Origin of the sequence: Protofrankia sp. Cr1, assembly GCF_963555865.1 — a bacterium.
In the GTDB taxonomy this organism is placed as follows: Bacteria; Actinomycetota; Actinomycetes; order Frankiales; family Frankiaceae; genus Protofrankia.
This window is the reverse complement of record NZ_CAUVXO010000002.1, coordinates 11,223-13,590: the sequence shown is the minus strand read 5'-3', so window position 1 is coordinate 13,590 and position 2,368 is coordinate 11,223. Positions and strand designations below refer to the sequence as shown.

Here is a 2,368-nt window from a genome sequence, read left to right as displayed (position 1 = left end):
CCACCGCGGTGGAAAAGCGGTTGCGGAGCACGCCGGGGCGAACGTAGCGTTGTCTGCACACGAGAAGGGAGGTGGTCCAGTTTTGTGTGATAAACGGACTCGTGAGGTGACTGTCCGCTAGCCGGTCTCGTGGTCCTCACCCGGCCGGGTGACCTGCGGGCACCGGCACCGGCGAGAACCAGACAGGCACCAGGCCCCCGAGCGTCGTCGCTGGTCCCGACGGCTCGTCATCCCGAACATGGGTTGATGGAATCGCTCGGGGGCTCCTGTTTGTGCTGGACCCGGCGTTTCCAGAGCGGGTGGACCCGGCCTTGCGTGACAAAGGGGCGCAGGCGCCGGGCCGTCCCGGCCGGGTTACGGGCCTGCGGGTGCGCGTCGCGTCGATCTGGCCACATGCGACGCCCGGGTTGCGGCAGGATCGAAGGCATGCCGACGCTCGTCCTGCTCCGCCACGGCGAGAGCACGTGGAACCGTGAGAACCTGTTCACCGGCTGGGTGGATGTAGATCTTTCTGACAAAGGTGCCAAAGAGGCGACCCGCGGCGGTGAGCTCCTGCGCGACTGCGGCCTGCTGCCCGACGTGGTCCACACCTCGCTGCTGGTGCGCGCGATCCGCACCGCCTGGATCGCCTTGGATGCCGCCGGACGCACCTGGATCCCGGTCCGCCGTTCGTGGCGCCTCAACGAGCGCCACTACGGGGGGCTGCAGGGCCTGGACAAGGCCGAGACGCTTGGGAAGTACGGCGAGGAGCAGTTCATGCTCTGGCGCCGTTCCTATGACACGCCGCCGCCGCCGATCGGACCTGACCAGGCCAGCGGGGTGGACGAGCGGTACGCCGGCCTGCCGCCGGACGTGATTCCGACAACCGAGTGTCTGCGCGACGTCGTGACGCGAATGCTGCCGTACTGGTACGACGCGATCGTGCCCGACCTGCGGGCCGGGCAGGTCGTGCTCGTCGCAGCCCACGGCAACTCGCTGCGCGCGCTGGTGAAGCATCTGGACGGGATCAGCGACGCCGACATCGCCGGTATGAACATTCCCACCGGTATTCCGTTGCGGTACGAGTTGGACGACGATCTACGGGTCGTGAGTTCAGCGTACCTCGACCCGACGGCAGCGGCGACGGCCGCCGCTGCCGTGGCGGCGCAGGGAAAGAAGTAACGACTGGTGCCTGCGGATGTGCCGCCGAGGCCGGGCGGCACATCCGGATGGCGCGCCCCGGGCCAGGCGCCTCATCCGCTGCCGGCCGGTGATTCCGGCTCGGTGACCTAGACCTTGTCGCCGGTTACGAGGTAGATCACCCGATGGGCGACCGAGACCGCATGGTCGGCGTAACGCTCGTAGAAGCGACCGCACAGGGTGATGTCGATCGCAGCCTCCATGCCGTAGGTCCACTCGGTTTCCAGCAGTACGTGGAAGAGCTTGCGATGCAGGGCGTCCATGGAGTCGTCGTCGCCCTCCAGCTCCTTGGCGAGGGCAGCATCGTGGCCCGCGATGACCGACCCTGCCTTGGCCACGATCCGCTGCGCCACCTGACCCATCTCCAGGATGGTCGAGTTCAGCTCCGGCGGGATGGCGCGTCCCGGGTAACGCCGTCGGGCCACCTTGGCCACGTGTAGTGCAAGATCGCCCATGCGCTCGAGGTCTGCGACGATGCGTAGTGTCGTGACTATGAGTCGTAGGTCGGTGGCCACTGGCTGCTGGCGCGCCATTATCTCGAAGGATCTCTCCTCGATCTCGTTACGGAGAAGATCCACGGTCTCGTCGGCTGTGATCACGCCTTCGGCCAGCTGTAGATCGGCATCGAGAAGCGCGGTTGTCGCTCGCGCCATCGCGGAGGCGACCAGATTGGTCATCTCCACAAGTGACGAGTTGATGCTCTCAAGATCGTCGTGGAAGGCGTCCCGCACGGACGGCTCCTTCGTGTTCGTGGCGGTTGTCGGCCCATTTGATCACAGCAGGGACGGGTCTCGTGGTGGTTACCACGTACCCGCCGCCCCCAGCGCTACGGGTCGATATCGGCGGTCCGGAAGGATCCCGCCGCCCAAAGCCTCGAAACATGTCGCGAGGTACCGCGAGGCGGCGGTGGCTTCCCGAACAACGTGCGGTCCCGACCGCTGCGCCACCCTGCCGTGATCAAACGATCGTCGGTGCTGCTCGCCCCCTGGTGAACAGATCACGTGAGCCGAATGAACTCCTGGTGACGATCGGTTCTGGTTCGGTTGATACACGCGCAGGCTACGGTTGGCCACCTACGATTCGGCCCGTGGGTGACGGTGTGGGTGAGCGAGGGCCCGGGTTCGTGCTTCGCCCGGATTCGTCCAACCCGGGGTCGCGTTCCGCTCCGGAGCGGCCTGGTACCCGGTCC

2 protein-coding genes are annotated in these 2,368 nt (G+C 66.7%); one reads left to right on the top strand and one right to left on the bottom strand.

The annotated features are described in order from the left end of the window. Positions 1 to 426: 426 nt before the first annotated feature. Positions 427 to 1,161, top strand: coding sequence for a phosphoglyceromutase (locus tag U9980_RS00655; RefSeq protein ID WP_322766226.1), 735 nt, complete (start codon positions 427 to 429; stop codon positions 1,159 to 1,161). A 107-nt stretch (positions 1,162 to 1,268) separates the two neighbouring features. Here the strand turns inward: U9980_RS00655 and phoU are convergent, their stop codons facing one another. Beyond that, complete coding sequence (gene phoU / locus U9980_RS00650; protein ID WP_322766225.1) at positions 1,269 to 1,910, bottom strand: phosphate signaling complex protein PhoU; 642 nt, start codon at positions 1,908 to 1,910, stop codon at positions 1,269 to 1,271. Between the last annotated feature and the right edge of the window lie 458 nt (positions 1,911 to 2,368).

What these genes read in the sequence shown, in the direction of transcription:
- U9980_RS00655 (WP_322766226.1), top strand. Translation starts at nt 427, where the DNA reads ATGCCGACGCTCGTCCTGCTCCGCCACGGCGAGAGCACGTGGAACCGT.